This window comes from Flavobacterium limnophilum (assembly GCF_027111315.2).
Lineage (GTDB): Bacteria > Bacteroidota > Bacteroidia > Flavobacteriales > Flavobacteriaceae > Flavobacterium > Flavobacterium limnophilum.
Map to the genome: position 1 here is coordinate 852,170 of NZ_CP114289.2, position 17,384 is coordinate 869,553.

General features: G+C 37.9%; 13 protein-coding genes. 4 read left to right on the plus strand and 9 right to left on the minus strand.

The features are described 5' to 3' along the window. Positions 1–23: 23 nt before the first annotated feature. The 6 genes from OZP13_RS03405 to OZP13_RS03430 all read right to left on the minus strand — a co-directional run bounded on the left by OZP13_RS03405 (position 24) and on the right by OZP13_RS03430 (position 6,212). Positions 24–578: a chlorite dismutase family protein gene (locus OZP13_RS03405; protein WP_269242378.1), complete on the minus strand. Its 555-nt coding sequence runs from the start codon at positions 576–578 to the stop codon at positions 24–26. A gap of 96 nt (positions 579–674) precedes the next feature. After that, the gene (locus OZP13_RS03410) at positions 675–1,481 is read right to left on the minus strand and encodes an ABC transporter ATP-binding protein (RefSeq protein WP_281298673.1); all 807 of its coding nucleotides are present in this window, start codon (positions 1,479–1,481) and stop codon (positions 675–677) included. A gap of 136 nt (positions 1,482–1,617) precedes the next feature. Further along, on the minus strand, positions 1,618–2,505 hold the full coding sequence (gene ntrB / locus OZP13_RS03415) for a nitrate ABC transporter permease (protein WP_281298674.1): 888 nt from the start codon (positions 2,503–2,505) through the stop codon (positions 1,618–1,620). Positions 2,506–2,612: 107 nt separating this feature from the next. After that, complete coding sequence (locus tag OZP13_RS03420) at positions 2,613–3,836, minus strand: CmpA/NrtA family ABC transporter substrate-binding protein (protein WP_281298675.1); 1,224 nt, start codon at positions 3,834–3,836, stop codon at positions 2,613–2,615. A gap of 26 nt (positions 3,837–3,862) precedes the next feature. Beyond that, on the minus strand, positions 3,863–5,131 hold the full coding sequence (locus tag OZP13_RS03425) for an alginate export family protein (RefSeq protein WP_281298676.1): 1,269 nt from the start codon (positions 5,129–5,131) through the stop codon (positions 3,863–3,865). 382 nt (positions 5,132–5,513) lie between these two features. Beyond that, the gene (locus tag OZP13_RS03430; RefSeq protein WP_281298677.1) at positions 5,514–6,212 is read right to left on the minus strand and encodes a Crp/Fnr family transcriptional regulator; all 699 of its coding nucleotides are present in this window, start codon (positions 6,210–6,212) and stop codon (positions 5,514–5,516) included. A gap of 173 nt (positions 6,213–6,385) precedes the next feature. Here OZP13_RS03430 and OZP13_RS03435 point away from each other — a divergent pair, with 173 nt between their 5' ends. From OZP13_RS03435 to OZP13_RS03445, 3 genes are all read left to right on the plus strand, one after another. After that, positions 6,386–9,898: a nitrate reductase gene (locus OZP13_RS03435; RefSeq protein ID WP_281298678.1), complete on the plus strand. Its 3,513-nt coding sequence runs from the start codon at positions 6,386–6,388 to the stop codon at positions 9,896–9,898. A gap of 74 nt (positions 9,899–9,972) precedes the next feature. Next, entirely contained in the window at positions 9,973–11,400 is a 1,428-nt protein-coding gene (locus tag OZP13_RS03440) for a rubredoxin (protein ID WP_281298679.1), read from the plus strand. Between the two features lie 46 nt (positions 11,401–11,446). Beyond that, positions 11,447–11,995 carry an acyl-CoA thioesterase gene (locus OZP13_RS03445; protein WP_281298680.1) on the plus strand — a complete coding sequence of 183 codons (549 nt, stop codon included), beginning with the start codon at positions 11,447–11,449 and terminating at the stop codon, positions 11,993–11,995. Between the two features lie 79 nt (positions 11,996–12,074). Here OZP13_RS03445 and OZP13_RS03450 read toward each other — a convergent pair whose 3' ends face one another. Continuing rightward, the gene (locus OZP13_RS03450) at positions 12,075–13,787 is read right to left on the minus strand and encodes an alginate export family protein (protein WP_281298681.1); all 1,713 of its coding nucleotides are present in this window, start codon (positions 13,785–13,787) and stop codon (positions 12,075–12,077) included. 10 nt (positions 13,788–13,797) lie between these two features. Then, complete coding sequence (locus OZP13_RS03455) at positions 13,798–14,790, minus strand: SDR family NAD(P)-dependent oxidoreductase (protein WP_281298682.1); 993 nt, start codon at positions 14,788–14,790, stop codon at positions 13,798–13,800. Positions 14,791–15,117: 327 nt separating this feature from the next. Between OZP13_RS03455 and OZP13_RS03460 the strand changes: the two genes are divergently transcribed. Next, positions 15,118–15,588 (plus strand): hypothetical protein, encoded by a 471-nt coding sequence (locus tag OZP13_RS03460; RefSeq protein ID WP_269242389.1) that lies wholly within the window; start codon positions 15,118–15,120, stop codon positions 15,586–15,588. A 217-nt stretch (positions 15,589–15,805) separates the two neighbouring features. On the opposite strand, the gene OZP13_RS03465 is transcribed toward OZP13_RS03460, so the two are convergent. Beyond that, complete coding sequence (locus OZP13_RS03465; protein WP_281298683.1) at positions 15,806–17,092, minus strand: DEAD/DEAH box helicase; 1,287 nt, start codon at positions 17,090–17,092, stop codon at positions 15,806–15,808. Between the last annotated feature and the right edge of the window lie 292 nt (positions 17,093–17,384).

The window sequence follows — 17,384 nt, forward strand, 5'->3', positions numbered from 1 at the left end:
AGTCGGCTTCTTGAATGCAATAGCTAAACTGTTTTCACCAATCTTATATCAACTTCCCTCTCCACATAATTCCATTCTTCGGCTTTTCTTAATGCATCCAAAAGTTCTTCGAAAGCATCGGCATCGGCAGGGGCATATTCGAACCAGGTCAGGAAGTCAAAAGGTTCGCCAATATCCCTGGAGTGGAACAGCTTCCGGGCAATGGCGGGCAGGTATTTCATTCCGGTTTGGGTGTGTCGGGATTTGTTTTCCATTATTTTCCGGCGTTCGTCTTGCGCCAAGTTCCACCAAGCTTCCGATTTCCGGATGGGAATAAAGGCGGCAAGAGTAGAATTTGCTCTGCCAAGATCTTGTTGAACGGCAACCAATTTCTCTTTGTCTTCCTTTTCGGTGTAGCGCAAATGGCTGACAATTCCTTTCAGTGTCCAAATTCCTGTTTCAGTTTGTACCAATTCCTCTTTAGGAACTTTTGTTAGGTGTGAAACGGAGGCTAATGAATTGCCTTTGATTGTTGTCATTGATGAAACTTTCCAGTCGCCGACAGTATCTCCTACGAAATCAAAAATTGTATTTGTCATAATATTTAGGGTTTGATTGTATAAATTATTTAACCAAAATATCCCCGTAATGCCATATCATTACGGGGATATAAACTAAACAAAGTAATTAAAAAACTAACTTTTATAGACCATTCCCATATCTTCGATAGAGAATTTGTCGGTCAATAGGTGTAATAATCGATCTCTGAGTTCAATGTATTCAGGTAATTTCACGATTTCGATTTTGTTTCTGGGTCTTGGCAAATGCACATCTTCAATTTCCCTGATGGTGGAAGCGGGTCCATCATTCAAAACCACGATTCTGTCCGACAAAAACAAGGCTTCCTCGATGTCGTGCGTAATCATGATGATGGTTTTGTCCCTGTTATTAAGGTTCCATAATTTCAACACTTCGAGTTGCATCGAACTTTTGGTAAAAGCATCCAAGGCACCGAATGGTTCATCCAACAACAAAACTCCAGGATTGATGGCAAAAGCTCTGGCAATGGCGACTCTTTGTTTCATTCCGCCGGATAATTGTCCCGGTAATTTGTCTCTGTGTGTAAGTAGGTTCACCATTTTTAGATAATGATCCACGATGTCGTGTTTTTCTTTCTTGGAACAATCCATTACGGAATCCACTGCCTGAAAAATGTTTTCATGTACCGACAACCAAGGTAACAAAGAGTAGTTTTGAAACACGATTCCCCTGTCTGGCCCTGGCCCTTTTATGGTTTTTCCGTCCAGTTCAACTGTTCCTCCCGTTGGTGTCAACATTCCGGCAATGGCATTCATGATGGTTGATTTTCCGCAACCGGAGTGACCTATTATGGAGATTATTTCCCCTTTTTTGATGGAAAGATTAATATTTCTTACTGCAGTGTATTTTCCTTTTGGAGTTGGAAAAGAGATTTCCAAGTTCTTGATTTCTAGATAGCTCATAATCGTATGTTTTTTAAAATTTGTTTGGAGGTTTAAGAGTTTAAAGGTTTAAAAGTTTAAGTGTTTAGGTTTTTCTAATATTTTAAACCATTTTAAACGACTTTAAACTTTAAACAGCTTTAAGCACTTGAAAGAATTAAGCTTTGTAAGCTACTTTGTTTTCGAAGTAAGTGAATATTCTATCAAAAAGTAATCCCACGATTCCAATGATTAGAATGGCCGATATTACTTTTTCTAGACTCAAAGCATTCCAACAGTCCCATACGAAGAACCCAATTCCAGCTCCACCAGACAACATTTCGCCTGCTACAATTACTAACCAAGCCACACTGATACTCAAACGCAATCCTGTAATGATGTGGGGCAAACTATACGGAATCAATATTTTGGTCAAATATCTCATATTAGAAAAACCAAAAGCTTTGGCCACGTTTTTATGGTCTTGCGGAATGGATGCCACTCCAAAAGAAGTGTTGATAAGCGTTGACCACAACGAAGTAATGAAAACAATAAATATGGTTGCCAATCCTGTGTCTTTGAAAACTACCAATCCAATTGGGAACCAAGCCAAAGGCGATACTGGTTTCAATAATTGCACGATTGGATAAAAAACTTGTTTACAAAAAGTGTTGGCTCCAATTAAAATTCCGATTGGAATGGCTACTAACGAACCCAATGAAAACCCTAAAAGAACCGTTTTGATGGAAACGAATAATTGCAATCCAATTCCTTTGTCGTTTGGTCCATAATCGTAGAAAGGGTCGCTCAACATTTCTTTCAATACGGTCAAAGTGGCTAATGGGCCAGGAAGTGCCTGCTCGGTATAAGCGCTCAACAAACTCCAAAATCCACCGAAAGCTATCAAACCAATACCTGCAAACAAGATTGATTTTGATTTTTCAAAAATGCTTTCTAAAGCTATTTTTAATTTGTAATTTTCTTCTAAAAAACTCTTTTTTGTTTCTGCTGCAACATCGATGGATGAATCTAATGCATCTAATGTTAGTGTGTTTTTATCTGACATGGCAATAAATTTTTAATTAGTTTTTAATCTTTAATCTTTATTTTGTTTTGAAAATCAATCGCCATTCCTCCTCCATGTGAAGAGGAATGCGACTGCTATTTCATCCTTTATTTTTTAACCACTTTTAAATATGCAGCTGGATTTGCTGGGTCGAAAACTGTTTTGTCCATGGTAAGTGAAAACGGTTTCATGTCGTCAGCAGGTACTTTTACTTTCATGCTTGCCGCTACTTGTTTGTATAAATCGGTAAGGATTAATTTGTCGGCAATAGCTTTGTAATCAGGAGCTGTTTTTAAGTATCCAAAACGTACGTATTGTGCCATGGCCCAAATTGCATGTGATTTGCGTGGGAAGTTTACCATACCGCCTTTATGGAAAGCCATTTGATCTCCTTTGTATATTTTCTTGCCTAAATTGCAACCTAGATTGTATTCTCCGTTTAATCGATCTTCGATAACATCATTGTTGGCATTTACATAAGGTGCTTTACCAATAATATCAGCCGTTTTTTTACGATTGGCAGGAACATCTAGCCAGATACAAGCTTCCATTATAGCTTTCATTACTTTAATTAAATCTGCTTTTCTTTGTACACTGAAATCTTTGTTGACTACCAACGCTTTTTCAGGGTGATCTTTCCAAATATCTTGAGATGCAATTTGGGTAAATCCTATTTTTTGCATTGCAGCTACTCCTCCCCAAGGTTCACCAACACAAAATCCGTCCATATTGCCTACTTTCATGTTGGCAACCATTTGAGGAGGTGGGATAGTGATTATTTTAGAGGTTTTTTGATTGATGTTTGCCAATGCCAACCAGTTGCGCAACCACAAATCGTGTGTGCCACCCGGGAAAGTCATGGCGAATGTTACTTCTTTTTCGGCTTTTAGTTTAGAAGCTACAACAGGTCCTGCTTTAGCCATATCTTTGAAACCTACTTTTCCACAAAAATCATTTGAAAGTGATATGGCTTGTCCGTTTACGTTCAACATCATAGCAATTTTCATTTCAGATCCTGCTTTTCCTCCAACGCCAGTGTACACTGAAAAAGGCATGGAATACAAACAATGTGCTCCGTCCAATTCGCCAGTCAAGATTTTATCTCTCACATTGGCCCAAGATGATTCTTTGGTAACAATTACTTCTACACCGTATTTTTTGAATAATCCCAATTCTTTTGCCATAACGATTGGTGAACAATCGGTTAGTGGAATAAATCCCAGTTTTATAGGCTCTTGAGCACTAACAGTTGAAAAAATAGAGCTGATAGTTATCAACATAACAAAAATTGATTTTGTTATTGCTTTTTGGTTTGATTTTAATGTTTTCATATCTAATTGTTTAATAAATTATTTAATTATTTTTTTGTTGAAAAAACTTGAGGGTTGATGTTTACCATCAAATAAGCCCAGTTGTTTGTGGCGTCGTTTAGTCCTGTTCCACCTTTTAAAACAACCATTGAGTCCGAAGCAAACATTTGAGAATATCCAGCAATTAATGTAATGTCTTTGTATACTTTGTAAACCGCCGTTACGTCAACCTCTGTTCCTAGGTATGAATCTTGTTCTACACCACCAGAAACGATTTTGTTGGGAGCTGAAAAAAGGTGAGGAGCAATGGACAAATTCACTTTTTTGATAGGAAAATCTAGTTTTAATGTAAGATCATTTAAACCTACTGAATTGGCGTGATTGCCCACGTAGAAATAATCCATAAAACCGTTAAATGCGTGGTTTGTACCAAATAAAGGGGCGAAAGATTTCACCACTGTAGATGTTGAATTTTGATCTTTACCAGACAAGAATTCATATCCTAAAGTCGCTTTAAATTTTGGAGTAAATGCATATCCTAAATTTACAGCTGCTTCCCAAGCCGATACGGTATTGTTGCCTATTTTACCGGTTTGGCCATATAAGCTATAATCAATAGCAAGTTTTTTCCCGTCATATTTAGCATAGGTTCCGAAAGTTTGGAAATAATTTAATCCTATTTCTGTTGGGGTTTTTAAGAATTCTCTTCCCACGTTCATGGCCAATAAACTAAAATTTAGTTTTTTGATATTGGAATGGTACCAAGCATATTGCATGTCCTTAAAAATATCTGTTGTATAAGGTGTTGCAGGGGCTACTTTGGCTTCGGAATTGGCATTCAATGCAAATCCTAAATCCAATTGGCTTTTAGAGCCTTTGTATTTGATTAAAGCAGCATCAAAACTACGACCTTGTGTTGCCCAATCCAATCCGCCTATTATTCTTTGGTTGTCGTAAGATAATACTTGACGACCTAATTTTGTGCTCCATTTCTCTGCGAATTTGTATTCTGCATACGCTTCAAAAGCAGCTACTCCATTTTTGCTAGAAAGTGTCGTGGTACTTACATCTCCCCAAGTGCTGATGTTTTGAAGTGAAAGTTTTACACTTAATTTGCCATCAGTGTAATTTAAATTTACTCTAGAACGATTTCCTATGAAAGAGGTGTGTTCTGTAGTTGGAGTTATTAAAGTGCCAAATCCATTGGTGTATTCATAACGAGGTCTAATTTGAATATCAGTTTTAAATTCCTGCGCAAATGCATTTCCCGTTACCAGTCCTAATAATGATAGATAAATTGTTTTTGTGATTTTCATAGTAGTTTGTTTTTGTTTGTAATTGTTTTGATTAAGTACATTGCAAACTTATATAAGTATTAATACTTATAAACTACGTAAAATGCAGATGAAAATAGCTTTTTAACCCAAAAAATAGCGTGATTAAGTCTGTTTATTTTCTGCTTTTTGACAGGAAATTCAAATTAACTCAATTATATCAAGGGGTTACGTTGTGGTGGTTTTAGTAAAAAATACGTATAAATGATTTTTTTTGCTCTAAGTAAGTTTAGTTTTTGTCTTTTAAATACTTGAAAAAAGAAAATTTGTTCAAAAAGAAGCCAAAAAAAATAGCCTTCAGAGATGAAGACTACGTGTTATTTAGAGGAAAAAGTGAATGCGAAGAGAAGTTTTATTGCAAGAATTACTTATGTTCCCTGATTTCGGCTTTTAATTTATCGACATTGACCAAGCCAATTTTTTTGCCCACGGTTTTGATAAGGGCTTCTTTTTTCAGACTTGAAATCACTCTAATCACCTGTTCATCGGTGGTTCCGGCGAAATCGGCTATTTCTTTTCGGGATAAATCCAGCTCTATGACACCGTTTGTTTGTCCAAATTTTCGATGGATGTATAATAAGGTGTCGATTACTCTTTCTCGAACATTCATTTGGGCAATTTTTCGAATGTTGTTCTCGCTTTTATTCAATTCTTCGGCATAAAAAAGCATTAAATCATAGGTGAATTCGGGAATGTTGTGAAGAATTTCGAGCATGTCTTCGTTGCTGAAATTGCACAAAATAGTATCTTCAAGAGCATAAGCGCCAATGAGGTAGCGCTTGCTGGTGCCAAAACCCCTGAAGCCAACAGTGTCGCCGTTTTTGGTCAATCGAACGATTTGTTCTTTGCCGTGAATGCCTGTTTTTACGGTCTTTACCTTTCCTTTGTAGATAAAATAGAGGCCTTGTATTGGCGCACCTTCAATGATGAATTGTTGGGTTTTTTTGCAAACAAAACTGCGTTTTTTATCAATGTAATTTTTCATTTGCTCCAAGTGAATGTGTTTTTTGATAAAACAATTTTCATTGGTACAACTTGTGCAATTGGCTAGTTCTTCTTTCATCGACAAAATCTTTAATTAGTACTGACTGAATTTACTCCAGGAATTTATTTTGAACAAATTTATAAAAAAATATTCGATTCATACGTATTTATACGTAAAAATACTTATTTTTACACTTTCGAAAAGAGAACAAGTCGACAAGTTGGACTTCCATCATTAATAAAGAAAGTATAATGCAAAATTCAGAAATCAAAACGACCTGTTCCTATTGTGGTGTAGGATGCGGAATTGTAGTAACTAATGATGCTAAAAATGGAGTTGCCGTAACCGGAGATAAAGACAATCCAGTGAATAGAGGCATGCTTTGTTCCAAAGGAATGAATCTTCATTACGTGGTTAACGATACTTCAGACAGAATCCTGTATCCAGAAATGAGATGGAGTAAATCACATCCCATGGAACGCGTAAGTTGGGATGCCGGATTGGATCGTGCTGCAGCGGTATTCTCCTCCATAATAAAAAAATACGGTCCAGACAGTGTAGGGTTTTACATTTCGGGACAATGTCTTACCGAAGAATATTATTTGGTAAACAAATTGGTAAAAGGATTCTTGAAGACCAATAATATAGATACCAACTCTCGTTTGTGCATGAGTTCGGCGGTGGCGGGTTACAAGAAAACCTTCGGTGAAGATTCGGTGCCCATTGCTTATGATGATATCGAACTGGCGGATACGTTTTTGATTACGGGAGCCAATCCTGCTTGGTGCCATCCGATTCTTTTTAGAAGATTGGAACAACACAAGGAAAAAAATCCGAAAGTAAAAATCATCGTGGTCGATCCACGAAAAACCGATTCAGCTTTGGCGGCCGATTTGCATTTGCAAATTATTCCCGGAACCGATATTGTTTTGTACCACGCTTTGGCCAAAAGACTAATCGAAAAAGGCTATGCCGATAAAGATTTCGTGAGTAACCATACCGAAAATTTCAATGCATATAAAGACTTGGTTTTATCCAGCTCTTTCGAAAAAGCTTCTAAAATTTGTGGAATATCTGTAGATCAAATCAAACAAGCTGCTGATATCATAGGAAAAGCCAAAGGATTTATTTCGCTTTGGGCAATGGGATTGAATCAAAGTGCGATTGGAGTGGATAAAAACACGGCTTTATTAAATCTTTCTCTATTGACGGGCCACGTTGGAAAACCAGGTTCAGGTCCTTTTTCTTTAACAGGCCAGCCCAATGCAATGGGTGGTCGTGAAGTAGGAGGAATGGCCAATTTATTGGCGGTTCACAAAGAATTAAATAATCCGGTTCATCGTCAAGAAGTGGCCGATTTTTGGGGAGTTGACGGTATTTCCGAAAAACCGGGATTGACCGCCACCGAAATGTTCGAAGCTTTGGAATCCGGAAAAATGAAGGCAATTTGGATTATCTGTACCAATCCTTTAGTGAGTTTACCCGATTCTAGAAGAGTGGAAAAAGCCTTGGCGAATGCCAAATTCGTTGTCGTTCAAGATATTTCACACAACTCGGATACGTCAAAGTTTGCCGATTTATTGTTGCCGGCCGCAGGTTGGTTGGAAAAAGAGGGAACAATGACCAATTCCGAAAGAAGAATTTCGTATTTGCCAAAAGGCATCAATGCACCGGGAGAAGCGCTTTCAGACGTGGATATTTTGATGCGTTTTGCCAAAAAAATGAATTTTCCGGGTTTCAATTTCAATACGACGGAAGATATTTATAAAGAACATTGCCTGATGACAAAAGGAACCAACATTGATATTTCCTTTTTGAATTATAACCGTCTCAAAAATGAAGGCACGTTTCAATGGCCGGTTCCCGATTATGGACATCCGGGAACACCGCGATTGTTTGCTGACAAAAAGTTCTTTACGCCTTCGCAAAAAGCGATTTTCAATATCCCGACGGCTATCGAAAATACTTCGGCAGCTCCTAATGAAGAGTTTCCATTCATTTTGACAACGGGACGTATTCGGGATCAATGGCACACGATGACCAAAACGGGAAAAGTATCTCGATTGATGTCGCATATTCCAAGTCCGGTACTGGAAATAAACCCCATTGATGCCTTCAAAGCAAAAATTGAAGAAGGAGATATTGTTGTGGTAACTAGCCAAAACGGAACGGTTCGAGTGAAAGCCAAGGTTTCGGATACGATTCGTGAAGGAGTGGTTTTCTTGCCGATGCACTGGGGAAAACAATTAGAAAACGATTTGAATAGAACCAATAACTTGACCAACACCATTGTCGATCCCGTTTCGAAAGAACCCGATTTTAAATATACGACGGTTTCGGTGGTCAAATACGTGAAACCTTTCGAGAAAATAGCCGTGGTTGGAGCGGGAGCAGCTGCTTTCCGATTCATTCAAAACTACAGGGAAATCAACAAGACCGATGAAATTGTTGTTTTCTCGAACGAGGAAAATCCGTTCTATAACCGAGTTTTATTGCCGGAATACATGACGGGAGAATTTACTTGGGAGCAGCTTTTGAAAATCAAGGAAGAAGCGCTAGGCAGGTTGAGCATCACGATGAAATCGAATGTTTCGATTGACAATGTCAATGCCAAAGAGAACACCATTCTCGACAGCAAAGGCGATTTACACACTTTTGATTCCTTGATTTTAGCCACTGGAAGCCGACCATTTGTGCCTGAAAATGCCCAATTGCATTTGCCGGGACGCTTTACGATGCGAAAAAAAAGCGATGCCGACAGATTAAAAGAGTATTTGGACAGCACTAATTTACCTGCCGATGAACAACACGTGGTTATCGTGGGTGGCGGGTTGTTGGGATTGGAATTGGCGGCAGCCTTGAAACATAAAAAAGTAAAAATCACCATAATTCAACGTGCTTCCCGTTTGATGGAGCGTCAGTTGGATCGAATTTCAAGTAAATTATTGGCCGAGGAAGTTCAACTTCGCGATATTCAAATTTATTTTGACAATGAGGTCAATACCGTATTCGAAACGGACAATGCAAACGAATTGGAAATTGCCCTGAAAAGTGGTCGAATTATTACTGCCAATGCCATTGTTTACACCATTGGAACCATTCCAAACATAGAAATTGCCAAAGAATCCGGGCTTTCTTGCGGACGTGGCGTGAAAGTAAACCAGTATTTGCAATCTTCGAATCCCAATATTTTTGCCATTGGCGAAATAGCGGAATTCAACAATCAATTATTCGGAATTACCTCTGCTGCCGAAGAGCAAGCCGATATTTTGGCTAACTTTATGGCAGGCGACATCAGCAGTTTTTACAAAGGCTCGGTTTTGATGAATATCCTGAAGCTGGAAGACATCAATTTGTGCAGTATTGGCGAAATTGAAGTGCCTGAGAACGATGATTCGTATGAGGAAATTGTCTTTGCCGATTTGAAAAAGCGATATTACAAGAAATGTATTGTCAAGAATGATTTGCTGGTTGGTGCGATTTTAATGGGAGATAAAGCCGAATTTGCCGAATTCAAAACAATGATTGAAAGCAAAATTGAGTTGTCTGACAAAAGAAATAGGTTGTTGAGGGGAAGTTCGACAGCGAAACCCGTTTTAGGAAAACTAGTTTGTTCTTGTAGCCAAGTGGGAAGCGGAAATATTGAAGAATGCATCAAAAGCGGTGTGACCAATTTCACTGAATTATGCAAAACAACAGGCGCCGGATTGGGTTGCGGAAGTTGCAAGACCGAAGTGAAAGAAATTTTATCAAAATGTAAATAAGTTTGTTGTTTTTGGTTTGTAGTTTGTTGTTGAACAACTATAAACCAAAAACCATAAACCACAAACTAACGATTATGGAATTGACAAGATTAATAGTAAAAGGAGGCGTGATTTCGCCAGGTGAATTGCGAGAAATTGTGAATATGGCTTTGGATCAAGGCTTGAAGGATATTTCTTTTGGTTCTCGTCAAGACATTATTTTTCCAAAAGGATTTACGGCCATCGGGAAAGAAAAAGCAGGAAAATATCATTTTGTTTATCCAAATGAAAAAAGCGGCAACAATATCGTGACTTCTTATGTTTCGACTGATATTTTTAGAAATACGCCTTGGCTTACGGGAAATAAATTCCTGTATATCTTGGAACAATTCAAGCAAAATCCAGAATTGAAAGTCAATATCACCGACCCAAATCAACAATTAGTTCCTTTGTTTACTGGGCATATCAACTTTATTGCATCGCACCACGAAGATTATTGGTTTTTATACATCCGTTTGCCCAAATGGGACAAAATGGAAATGTATCCCGTACTGATTTACAGTTGGAATATTGCCGAAGTGTATTATGCCATTGAAAAAATATTGCAAGAAGAACCTGATTCTGCCGACATGATTTTTCAATTGGTAAACGATGCTTTGGACACCAATAACAGGACTATCGACAAACCGTTAAACATTCCTTTTTATCCATTTCCGTATTATGAAGGGATGAATAGATTGGGAATCGACCAATACTGGTTGGGATTGTATTGGAGAAATAACCTCTATGATTTAGATTTTTTGAAGGAAATGTGCGATTTGTGTTTTGATTGCAAAATAGGCAAGATTTGTATCACGCCTTGGAAATCGTTCATTGTAAAAGGAATTCCAAAAGACCGAAAATTGGATTGGGAAAAGTTCCTTGGCAAAAAAGGAATCAACGTGCGCCATTCGTTGTTGGAATTGAATTGGCATTTGCCTGTGGCCGAAGAATGGGCCTTGAATTTGAAAACCTTTTTGGTGCGAACGCTGGACCAGTTTGACATCAGCACTTACGGACTAACCTTTGGATTGTCCGAATATAATAGAGACGGGCATTATTTTACTTCGATTGTTGTCGAAAAAAATGATGTTCCCAAAGATTTGGAATCCATAAAAATCAGGGCTACCTACAATGTTTTGTATGCCAAAAATTTTGACCCCAATACCAAAGAATACATCGTTCATGCACAAGATGTAGACAAATTGGAACTGCCCACCATCTTGATAGAATTGAGCCGAAAATATTTTGATGAACTTGGAAATTCAACTTTTGAGGTAAGTGCTACCTCGGCCAAAAAAGAACAAAAAGAACAAGACATACACCAGTGTCAAGAATGTTTGACGATTTATAATGCCGAATTTGGCGACCAAACCCAAGGCATTGAAAAAGGGGTTTTGTTTGCCGATTTGCCGGAAGACTACCATTGTTCGTTGTGTGAATCTCCCAAAAGTAATTTTATAAGTTATCTTGAAAAAGTATAATTTTACAAATTCCCATTTTAAGAATACAGAATAACAGAAACCAATTATGAAGACACGATTCAAAAAAGTAAGCTCCTCCCATATCAGTATTTCGGAATTAATGCTTCCTTCGCATACCAATTTTAGCGGTAAAATACACGGAGGGTACATCTTGTCGTTACTGGATCAAATTGCTTTTGCTTGTGCTTCGAAGTTTTCAGAGAATTATTGCGTCACGGCCTCCGTCGATACGGTAAATTTCCTGAAACCCATTGAAGTAGGGGAATTGGTCACGATGAAGGCCAGCGTCAATTATGTGGGACACAGTTCGATGATTGTCGGGATTCGCGTGGAAGCCGAAAACATTCGAACCGGAGTAATCAAGCATTGCAATTCCTCTTATTTTACGATGGTTGCCAAAGACAATGACGGGAAAAACGTCATGGTTCCGGGCTTGATTTTGACGACCCTGAAAGAAGTAAGCCGCTATGAACACAGCGTAAAACAGCTTGCCCTAAAAAAAGAAAGAGAATATCAAAAAGGAATTGCCACTTTTGGTTCCATTGAATCCATTTTGAGTTCCAACGAGTACAATGTGAAGGTGGAATTGGAGTAGTTTTTTTCAGAAGACAACTCTAGTTTTAGACGAGTGTAATTTTAAAAATTAGAAATCTATTCCTGATATATTAGATAAATTACAGTGCATACCTGAAAAATAACATGGCACTGAGCCATGGTTTAGTTTTGTTGTTCAGTGCTTCTCTAACTCCCGTTCCAGGTATTGTATATGCTAAATGTCCGTGCCAGTACCAACTTTTGGACTGAAAATATTTAACACTAATGTTGAATTCATATCCGTATTCCTTTTTAGGCATATAGCTTAATGCTGGATTTCCTCCAATGTTATTGTTTTGTGCGGCATACATGTAAATAGCCTGAGGAACGAGTTCAATTTTGCTCCAAGGACGTATGTTGGCTTGTAGTTGGTTAACAATCATATTGCTGTTTTGAACAACTTTGAAATGATTGGCTCCAATAACCCATTCCTCGCCATTACCACCAGTGAGGAGCGGATCCCATCGTTCATGTTTTTCTGTATTGGGATTGTCACCTGAAAAATAGGCATAACGATAACGTAAGACACTAGCACTTGGGCTTTTGGCAAAACTCCAGCCTAAATCGACATATCCTGTAAATGCAGCCATATTGTAATTAGAGTTTCGTTCGTATGCAAACTCTCCTTTGTAGAATAGACCAGCTACTCCAGCGGGTTTATTACCATAATAGCGAATATTATAAAGAGAAAGTCCTTCTCGCCCAAGTACATTGCCTGATGGGGAATAATAGTTAAAATTAGATTTAGGAATGTTTAATAACATAATCCCAATTTGATTAGAATAACCATCTCCCCATTCAGCATTGAATCCTTGAATCTTTGTTTGAGAGTCAACTAGCGACAGTTCGTCAGGATCAAGTTGAAAAATTTGTACTAGAACGTTGTTATAGCGTAACGATGCTAATCCGAGGTAATCGGATGCCCATCGTGGATTGAGTTGCAATGCACCGCGGTTATCTCCATTTGACGCAGTATTTCTAATAATATAGCCTTGTCCTACAGAGAATTGTTTCCTCCCAATTGAGAGATTGTAAGTCAATCTATTACCAGTAGGATAGTTTTTTGTTCCTAAAAAACCAATATATGCGTCATCAAAGGCTCCAAACACCCTTGATTGGTCTGTAAAAAGTTCTCTTCCTGCTGAACCGCTTACAAGGTAGCTGGCTCCGCCATAAAGGTACATATTCTTTTTAGCCGAAAGGGTGGTAATTCCGTAAAGACCTCCTGAAAACCAGCCTTCCATCCAACCCGTGTATCCGCTTCCCGCTGGATTGTTAGCCAAAGGGTTTCCATTAAGCATGGCATCCTCTCTGGCATACCAAGCATTGTTATTAGTATAAATCATTTGCGATAACGCAAACTTGGTTGTAAGTAATGATTTATTGTCCAAATAGAGTATTGGAAAATCCTTTTCACCTGCCAAAACTCCACTTCTATCTTTTTGTTCTTTGGCTTTATCACTTATGACTACAGTTAATGTGATATTGATGCCTCCCAATTGAGAAGGTCTTACTTCATATTGGGCATCAGCTATTTGTGTTAGTCTCTTTACTTTACTTGTATAAGCATCGAGTAATAGGATTTGAATGGTAGATTGTGGGAAAACCGGGAAAGCTCGTTTTACGGTTAGCTCTAAATTTTTTTCTGCCAAGGAATCGGTTAGTTGATTTTCAAAAATATAATTTACGGCAGTAATTCTTTCTCCTTCGTAAAAAGTACCGCTCCCTTGGGCAATAGCACTTTTGCTTGCTATTAAACATAGTAAGAAAATGATTGGTTTACATATTCTCATAGGTATAATTTTAGAATGCTGTCCATCCTCCATCGGTAGGGTAAAGTGCTCCTGTCAGATTTGATGCTTCGTCTGAAAGCAGAAACAAGATTACCGATGCTTGTTCCCAGACTGTAGCCATACGGTGCTTGGAGTCATTCATCATTAATAAGCTCTCTGTTTTAGCTCCTCCCATGCCTTGAATTCCTCGTTTTTTTACTTCTTTTACAAAGGTGAAAGCTTTGTCTGTCATTGGGGTTTTGGTAGCAGCCATATTGACTGAGTTTACTCGTATGCCATAAGGAGCATAATCTATGGCAGCACTACGAGTTAATCCGTTTACAGCATGTTTACTTGCTACATAAGCAGGATTTCCTGCTAATCCAGTTAGACCCGCAATTGACCCAACGGTTACAATTGAGCCTCCCTTGCCTTGTAAGAGTAGTTGTTTGATTGTAGAGCGCATCGATTTGAATGTTCCTGTAGCGTTTATTTCCATTACATTATCCCAGTATTTGTCCGATGCTTCGTCCAATTTGGAAGGCAATAATTCCTTTTGTTTATCATAGTCAAAAGGGTCTCCAGAAAATGTTCCGTCCATAACTCCAGCATTCAATAAAGCACCGTCCACTTTTCCAAAGACTCTTACGGCTTCTGATATCAATTGATTACAATCAGCTGTACTTCGTATATCTGTTTTAACAAATAAAGCTTTTCCTCCCTCATTTCGTATGTATTTGGCGGTAGATTCTCCCTGAAGTGACAACCAATCACCAATAACTACTGCAGCACCTTCTCGTGCTGCACGAATCGCGGTGGCGCGTCCAATGCCTCTGGCACCGCCTGTTATTACAATAACTTTTCCTTTTAATCGATCTTTGGAAAAATAGGTTGAATCGATTGGTATGATGTCATTTTTTTTGTACCCGCTCTCTACTTGGGCAACCAAGTTTTCGCTAATTCCTATTAGGCATATTAGTAATGCCGTTGCCATTAATCTTGTTTTTTTGAAGAGTGAAATCATAAGCATTTTTTTTAAGTTGATAAAACATTTTGTATGCATAATTTGTCGTTCAATCCCTTTTTCTTAAATCAAATATATTGAAAATCTGTATAAATTTAAAAAAAAATAGAGTAATAATAATTATTATTAATGATTTTTTAATACGGGGATGCAAAGGTTTTAGGTTTAATTTCGATTATTTAAATGAAGTAAGTTGGCTTGAAAATGAGTAATTAGAAAAATTATTTTTATTACAGTAAATTAATAATAAAAAGGTATGTATCTGCGTCACCACTCGCTTTTTATGCGTAAATTAGCAATAATTATTATTAACTAATGTATACTACTATGAAAAATTTAGGCCTATTTTGTTTGTTATTGGCCAGCATTGTACTCGGAAGCTGCAATAAAAAACCAAAAGATGTTGAAGTAAAAAATTTGGCTGAAAAGCCGGTAAGCGTGCAATGCTACAAAGCTTTGTATGAAACAGACACTCTTGATTTAAAAGTCAACACTTTGAAAAACGGAAAAGTAACTGGAGAACTAGTAATGAAAGTGCTCAATAAAGCAAAAAAAGTGGGGAAAATAGCCGGAGAATTCCGCGGTGATACCTTGTTTGTCGACTACTCGTTTGTTTCGGGTTTGGATAAAGCTACCTACAAAAATCCAATGGCATTGCTAAAAAAAGGGAATGAACTCATTTTGGGAAACGGAAAAATTGAAACCTATTTGGGGACTTCTTATTTTGCCAAAGGCCAACCCATAGATTTTGACAACGTGAAATATAAATTTACCGCTGTGGAATGTGTGGATAAATAAGTAATTGTTTGACTTTATTATAAAAACCAAGCCTGTTTAAAAAGAGTAAACGGGCTTGGTTTTTTTGTGGATTTAGAAGTGTTTTTTTATTAATAAAGTAATAAGGACAATTCCCATAGTGGATATGCAAATAAAAACGGTACATTAGTCAAGCTACATTTTGTAATTTTTGACCAATTCTATTTTGGATTATTTTTACCATTATGTCAAAACAGGACTATCTGGAGCGTCTGTCATTATTTTGTTGCGGACGTCTTGGGCCAAAGCTGTTATTCCCGCTTCTATTTGAATTGTCTGTATTGGGTTTCCTTGGAGTTGAGTTGCGTTGTTGTCTTCCTTGTCCTTGTTTTATTGGTTCGGTTGAAGCGTTGGGATCTGGCTCAAAACCTTTGATGTTTTCTTTGGGCAATTTCAAGCCGACCAATTTTTCGATATCGCGTAAAAAAACGGTTTCGTCTGGACTAAACAACGAAATGGCTTCTCCACTGGCACCGGCTCTTCCGGTTCTACCAATTCGGTGCACGTAATCTTCGGGAATATTGGGCAATTCAAAGTTAATAACGTGCGGTAACAATGGAATATCCAAACCACGAGCGGCAATATCCGTGGCGACCAAAGCGGTTAGGCTTCCGTCTTTGAAACCCGCCAAGGCTTTGGTTCTTGCGCCTTGCCCTTTGTTCCCGTGAATCGCAGCTGCTCTAATACCGGCACCAATCATGCTTTCGGTTAGCTTGTTGGCACCTTGTTTGGTACGGGTAAAAACTAAAATCTGTTTCCAGTTGCCTTCCGTAATCAGTTTGATTATCAATGCTGTTTTTTTCTCTTTGGCACAAGGATATACTTTTTGGATAATGGCATCAACAGTCGTGTTTTCTGGCGTGGCTTCCACTTGGACTGGATGGTGCAAAATACCCATTGCCAGTTTCTTGATGTCTTTGGAGAAGGTTGCCGAAAACAACAAGTTTTGCCTTTTTGACGGCAATAGTTTGATAAGGCGTTCAATGTCACGCAAAAATCCCATATCGAGCATACGATCGGCTTCATCCAAAACCAAAATCTCTACTTTGGACAGCGATACCAAGCCTTGATTTTGCAAATCGATCAATCGACCGGGAGTTGCGACTAAAATATCAAGACCTTGACGTATTTGGGCGGCTTGTGGATTTTGGTTTACACCTCCAAAAATTACGGCAGAGCGCAAATCAACAAACTCACTGTATTCTTTTATATTGGCCAATATTTGGGCTGCCAATTCTCGTGTTGGAGTCAATATCAAGGCACGAATGGGTCTGTGACTTAGGTGTTTTCCTTGCGATAACAATTGCAATATGGGTAAGGTAAAACCTGCTGTTTTTCCTGTTCCTGTTTGTGCGGATGCCAATACGTCTTTGCCTTCCAAGATGGGTGGAATTGCTTTTTGTTGTATTGGAGAAGGGGTTGTGTATCCTTTTTTGCTGATGGCTTTTAATAAAGCATCAGATAAACCTAATGAGTTGAATGACATAAATGGTGTTTATGAAGTAAACACTATTTATATGGAGTACTTCTTTAATTTGGCGCGAAGGTACAGCAAATTTTATGGATGTACCTTTGATTGCTTGGTTTTGTTTGAATGAAATGGTTTTGAGCAAGCATTTCGAGAGCAATTTTTTATAACCTTATGATTTGGATAATTGATTTTAGATGTAAAAGCCATTGAAATAACCTTAAAAGATGATAAATATCATATTTATTATTTGTTTTCATTTTCTTTTTAACAAAGCTTTTATACTATAAAATAAGTATTTACATTTGTT